General features: G+C 67.2%; 5 protein-coding genes. 2 read left to right on the forward strand and 3 right to left on the reverse strand.

Annotated features, from left to right (window positions below; genetic code table 11):
• Nucleotides 1–21 precede the first annotated feature (21 nt).
• Genes GVY64_RS12680 through GVY64_RS12690 form a run of 3 tightly spaced genes read right to left on the reverse strand, consistent with a single transcriptional unit; the run spans nt 22 to nt 3,475 of the window.
• Nucleotides 22–993 carry a hypothetical protein gene (locus tag GVY64_RS12680; RefSeq protein ID WP_159840899.1) on the reverse strand — a complete coding sequence of 324 codons (972 nt, stop codon included), beginning with the start codon at nt 991–993 and terminating at the stop codon, nt 22–24.
• The gene (locus GVY64_RS12685) at nt 990–2,429 is read right to left on the reverse strand and encodes a pyridoxal phosphate-dependent aminotransferase (RefSeq protein WP_159840901.1); all 1,440 of its coding nucleotides are present in this window, start codon (nt 2,427–2,429) and stop codon (nt 990–992) included. The genes GVY64_RS12680 and GVY64_RS12685 overlap by 4 nt, the downstream gene beginning before the upstream one ends.
• Nucleotides 2,426–3,475 carry a helix-turn-helix transcriptional regulator gene (locus GVY64_RS12690; protein ID WP_159840903.1) on the reverse strand — a complete coding sequence of 350 codons (1,050 nt, stop codon included), beginning with the start codon at nt 3,473–3,475 and terminating at the stop codon, nt 2,426–2,428. Before GVY64_RS12690 ends, GVY64_RS12685 begins: the two co-directional genes overlap by 4 nt.
• A gap of 637 nt (nt 3,476–4,112) precedes the next feature.
• Here GVY64_RS12690 and GVY64_RS12695 point away from each other — a divergent pair.
• Nucleotides 4,113–4,442, forward strand: a complete 330-nt coding sequence (locus GVY64_RS12695; RefSeq protein WP_159840905.1) for a hypothetical protein — start codon at nt 4,113–4,115, stop codon at nt 4,440–4,442.
• A gap of 212 nt (nt 4,443–4,654) precedes the next feature.
• Nucleotides 4,655–5,263: a hypothetical protein gene (locus tag GVY64_RS12700; RefSeq protein WP_159840907.1), complete on the forward strand. Its 609-nt coding sequence runs from the start codon at nt 4,655–4,657 to the stop codon at nt 5,261–5,263.
• The last annotated feature ends 125 nt before the right edge of the window (nt 5,264–5,388 follow it).

Consider the following 5,388-nt stretch of genomic DNA (forward strand, 5'->3'; position numbering starts at 1 on the left):
AGAACACGTTCTCATCGAGCGTCAAGGGACTTCGCCGCTTCCGGCGATCCGCAACACCATGGCCGCCGCCGCCGCGCCGTACGCCCGACTGGCCGACGCCGGACGACTCGCCGGGTAGTTGGAGCGATGCGTGACCACGACGCCGTTGGGCAGCGTGACGGTCCGGTCCGGCACGGTCGCGACGCAATTACCACCCGACTTGGCCACCAAGTCCACGATCACGGTTCCCGGCCCGAGCAGGTCGAGCTCCGCCCGCCCGAGCAGGCGGGGCGCGGGCGATCCGCGATGCACGGCGGTGCAGACGACGAGGTCGGGCGGCATGGCGGCGAGAGTCTCCAGCAGCGCCGCGTTGTCGTCCTGATTCGGCACGAATCGTCCGGCGCCGGCCGCGACCGCGGCTGCCCGCTGTTCGAGACGGTTGCCGATCGCGGTCGGCTGCTCGTCGACGAACGTACGCGCGGCCGAGATCGCGGCGAGCCCGGCGGCCCCGCACCCCAGCACGAGAGCGCGGACCGGGCGAGTGAACCGTCCGGAGGCGAGTAGTCGCCTGCCTTCGGCGTAACCCTCCGCGCCCGCGATCCGGCTCATGGTCGACAGCGCATCGATCTCGGTGGTCGTGTCGTCGCGCGGCACCTCGTCGAAGGCGACCGATTCGACGCCACGGCGACGCAACCGGTCGATCTCGTCACGACGGTAGTGCGGATCCTGGAAGCCGACCAGCGTCGTTCCCGCGCGCAGCGGCATCGAGTCCAGATCGAATGCGGGCGGTTTCACCCAGACGACGATGTCCGCGCGCTCGAAGACCGTCGTGCCGTCTGCGACCACGACCGCCCCGGAAGCGCTGTACGCGGCGTCGGCGTAACCCGCGCCGCGACCGGCGCCTTCCTCCACCAGAACTCGAAGACCCCCCGTGGAAAGTGTGCGCACGCCGTCGGGAGTGAGTGCCACACGAGTCTCCCGCGGCGCGGTCTCGCGCAGCACGCCGACGATCACCGGGCGGCCTTGCGCCCGGGCACCAGGGCGGTCAGGCCGCGATCGGCGAGCGCGTCGCGATAGGTCAGCCCGTCGGCGATGTCGCGGATCAATCGCTCGAGCCGGTCGAAAAGCTCCTCGATCAAAGCGGGCGATTCGTGGCGGGGAGCTTTGCGCGGAGCGAGGACGTTCAAACGGACGCCGGGACGCAGCGAGCCGGTCCGGTCCAGCGCGACGCTGTCGACGCCGGCCACGGCCAGCAACAGGTCCTCCACCTGGGCACTCGTGCGCACCCCCGCCCTCTCGAGCAGCGCGCGATCGAAAACCACGGAGACGAACATTCCCTCGGGGTGGCCCAACGGCCGCAGCACGTCGGCCCCGAGCCGGGTGTTGATCGCGGCGATATGCGCACAAGCCCGCTCGATCTGCGCACGCATCAGCGCGTGGTTGCGGTCGAAGTAGTCGTCGGGGGTGTGCTCGAGGATCGCGCGAGCCAGATGGGTGGTCTCGCGCTGGAACGAGATGGTGAGTCTTTCCCGGATCCGCTCCAGCCACGCGCTGTCACCGGTGCACGCCGCACCCATCTTGCAGGGGCCGAAAGCGTTGTAGGCCTTGGAGTTACCCGTGACGGTCAGCATCACGTCGTACAGCCGCCGGACGCCGCGCTCGGTCGCCACGTGCAGCGCGGCGATCGGGATGTGCGAGGCCACCAGCCGGTCGAAGGCCATGTCGCAGATGACCGGAACACCGCAGTCGAGCAGTACCCGCCCGATCTCCGCCAGCTCGGTCGCGGTGTAGTCCGCCACCACCGGATTGCCCGGCAGCGTGAGCAGCACGCCGCACAGCTCGCCGGTCGCACGCAGCCCGTCGAGGCAGCGGGCCAGCCGGGCGGGATCGATCTTGAACGCATCGTCCGAGCCCACCGGGCACGGCACGATCCGCAGACCGAACTTCTCCACATGAATGCTGGAACTCTTGTAGAAGCCCTCCGGGCAGACGATCACCCCGCCCGGCCTTGCCAGCGTGGCCACCGCCTCCTCCAGCAGCATCGTGCTCGAGTACGGGCAGACGATCACCTCCTCCGCGCGCACCCGGACGCCGGGCACCCCTTCCACCGGATGCGACAGGCGCTCGAACAGCTTGCGTGCTGCCAGCTCGCGCAGGATCAACGGCTGCCGCTTGTCGTAGAGGCGGCCGTCGAGATACTCCGCGGGGGGCGCGATGTGCAGACTCTCCCGCCACGCCCGGTCCAGCGCCGCGACGGCGTGCGCGTCCGGGGCCCGGCCGGTTTCCCCGTGGTAGGCGTCGATGACGCCCGAGTAGCGACGGCCGCCGGTCCCGGCGAACCACGCGTCCCGCGAAATCCGCTCGCGCACTTCCCGTTTCCTGGCCTCGGAGCGGTTGGTCAGCGTCGCCAGGTCGGCGAGCGGATGGGTGAGCACGTGGCTCTGGGTCACGGAACCTCGCCTTCTGAAGAGTCTCCCGGTGCGGGCATGGTGTTCCATTTCTCCTGGAGTGCGGCGCGGAACAGCCTGCGGCAGTCGCCCTCGGCGAGTCGTTCGAACTCCGCCAGGGGCGGTTGAGCGACGATCTGGTCGACCACGATGGCCGAACCGGCGCGCCGCAGGTCGTACAGTTTCTCGAACCGCCGGACCGCGAACGCGACATCGTGCTTCAGCGCGGAGAAGCGCGTCGCGACCCTGGCCTGGCGCGAGTAGTCGTACTCGCCCACCGCGACGTAGCGGTCGTCGACCACGAGCATGCTCTGTGCGTTGCGGGCGTATTCGCGTTTGACCAGCACGCTCTCCACGCCGGAGCGAGCCTGTTTCCATAGTTTGTCGTCATAGGGCCAGACATCCGAGATGTCATCGAGCACATACATCCGGCGCACATCGATCTTCGGCGGATGAGCGTTGTCGGCCAGGCGCAGGATCGCCGCGTGATAGTCGTCGCCGACGTCCCCGCCGATCGTGCCCAGATCGGCGGTATGGATCGCGCGGACCGACGTGGTGGCCTGTTCCAGGATGGTCAGCCAGTCGGTGACCGTGTTCCATTCCCATACCGTGGCGCTGCGCGACGGAATCTGCGCGAGGATCTCCTCGGCGCGTTCCAATTGCCGATCGGCGACCAGGCGCAGCGGCTCGATTTCCGCTCGCGCGCCGGAGGCGTCGATCAGGCTCTGCGCGATACCCAATGCGCGCGCGACCAATTCGGGGTCCTTGCCCAGCAGAACGTTGAATCGCATCCGCAGGTCGTAGTAGGCGCTGCTGGTCGGATCGGTCGCGGGATCGGCGCTGCCGTCGGTGGGCAGTTCGGCGCCGAGGGCGAGGCTCAGGCGTTCCCGCAGCGCGAGCGGCGGAATACGGCTGCCGTTCTCGATCTGCTGAATCAGACTGCGGGAGCAGCCCGCTCTGGTAGCGAGCGCGGCCTGGGTGTAACCACGTTCTAGTCGTAGCCTGCGGACCAGGTTGCCGACCTGCTCATGCGAGCCCGAGTCAGCCATCCCGTGCCTCCCATCCTGCGCCGTGCATACGCATGCTCACGGAGTGTCACGATGTGACATTCTAATCATCAAATGTCAAGAGGCAGGCGATCAATCGCGCTCACGGAATTTCGTTGTGCACCGGAGATCCAACCGCCTGATCACTCTTGCGAAGGAAGACTGCCACATGCGCTCAGAAACGTGCTACGCGAGTGTCAACCGGCATCGAGAATGGATGACCGTGCGGAGTTGCCGTGCAGTTTGGGCAATTTGATTATTTTCGATCATCAAAGCTGTTCTCATATCATCACGAAGCGTTAAAGCTTCGTTGACAGCACGCCGTGGCCGTACCTAGCCTGGTTCTCGAAGCCACCGCAATTCGGTATCGGCGCAAAGGTTTTCCTCCTTGCCGACCTCGGTGGACCGATAACTCTAGGAGGTGCCGGATACGGATACCTCGTCATGGCGCGGTCCGGGCCGCATCCACTGCGGCAGGGTGCCCCTCCCACCCATCACCCATCGCGCCGACCTCCCGACGATTCGGGCACCGAACCATCCAGGCACGGACGAATCCACCGCGTTCGGGCCATGACCGAGCACGGTCAGCGCACCGGCGGCGGGTCCGCGTCATCCCGAACAGAGTGAATGAGAGCGGATCATGGCACTCGACATCACCGATTCGATCATCACCAGCGACATCACCCCGGAAATCGCACGGCTGCTTCCCTCTTCCTCCGGCGCGGCTTGGGAGCTCAGCTGGCTGCCCACCGTCATCCTGACCCGCGAGCAAGCGGTGAGCGGGATGGTGCTCGACGAAATGCTCAGCGATCCGGGCACCATCACCAGCGATCTCGCCCTCGAACTGGCCGCCATCCATGCGGCGGAACTGGGCGTCACCCTGCGCGACGTGCTGATCCGGTTGTACGTCCGCATCACCGAACGCGACAACGAAGCCGCCTGCTGCGCGCATACTCCCCTGCCCGCCTGACCCGGCGTAGACGGCTCGCCGCGTGGTGCCGGACGCGTCACCCACCGTCGCGCTTTCTCGACCACGTCCCGGCCTTGCATGCGGCTACCGGTCGGCGAACGATGGACTTGCGCCGGCCGCGCTCGCGGGCCGTGCGGTGTCCCGCGCTCGGTGGACCACGAGGTGACGGCCCGGCGACAAGCGGAGCGATCGCTCCGTCAGAGGAGGAACCGATGTTCATCCAAGTAATACAAGGCAAGGCCGCCGACCCGGCCCGGCTGCGTCGATGCATGGATCGGTGGAACGAGGAACTGCAGCCGGGAGCCGTCGGCTATCTCGGCACCACGAGCGGACTGTGCGACGACGGCACGTTCATCGCGCTGGCCCGGTTCGAATCCGCGGAAGCCGCTCGCCGCAACAGCGAGCGCCCGGAACAGAGCGCCTGGTGGCGGGAGACCGAGCAATGCTTCGAGGGGCCGGTCACGTTCATGGACTGCGCCGAAGTCACGCAGTGGATGGGTGGCGGCTCCGACCGCGCCGGTTTCGTGCAGGTCATGGAGGGCCACACGCGGGACGCCGGACGGATGCGCGAGATCCTGGCCCAGTCGGGCGATCGGGTGCACCAGGTGCGCCCGGAAATCCTCGGCGGCACGCTGGCGACCTACGGCGACGACGGATTCGTCGAGACCGTCTACTTCACCTCCGAAGCCGAAGCCCGCGAACACGAGAAGGTGGCGATACCGGACGATCTGCGGTCGCTGTTCGAAGAGGAGAACGCGCTCATGGGTGACGTCGCCTACTTCAACCTGCATCAGCCGATGCTGAGTTCACCCAGGAACTAGCGGCTTGCGGACCCCCTTCGAATCATTCCCAGCCTCGAGAAGAGACCACACGGGGCTGGGAACGATCCCAGAGGACAATGTCTTCTCTCGGTGTCGTAGACGCAGGGTGAAGGGTTTGCCGGGAC

This window comes from Nocardia sp. CY41 (assembly GCF_009829325.1).
In the GTDB taxonomy this organism is placed as follows: domain Bacteria; phylum Actinomycetota; class Actinomycetes; order Mycobacteriales; family Mycobacteriaceae; genus Nocardia.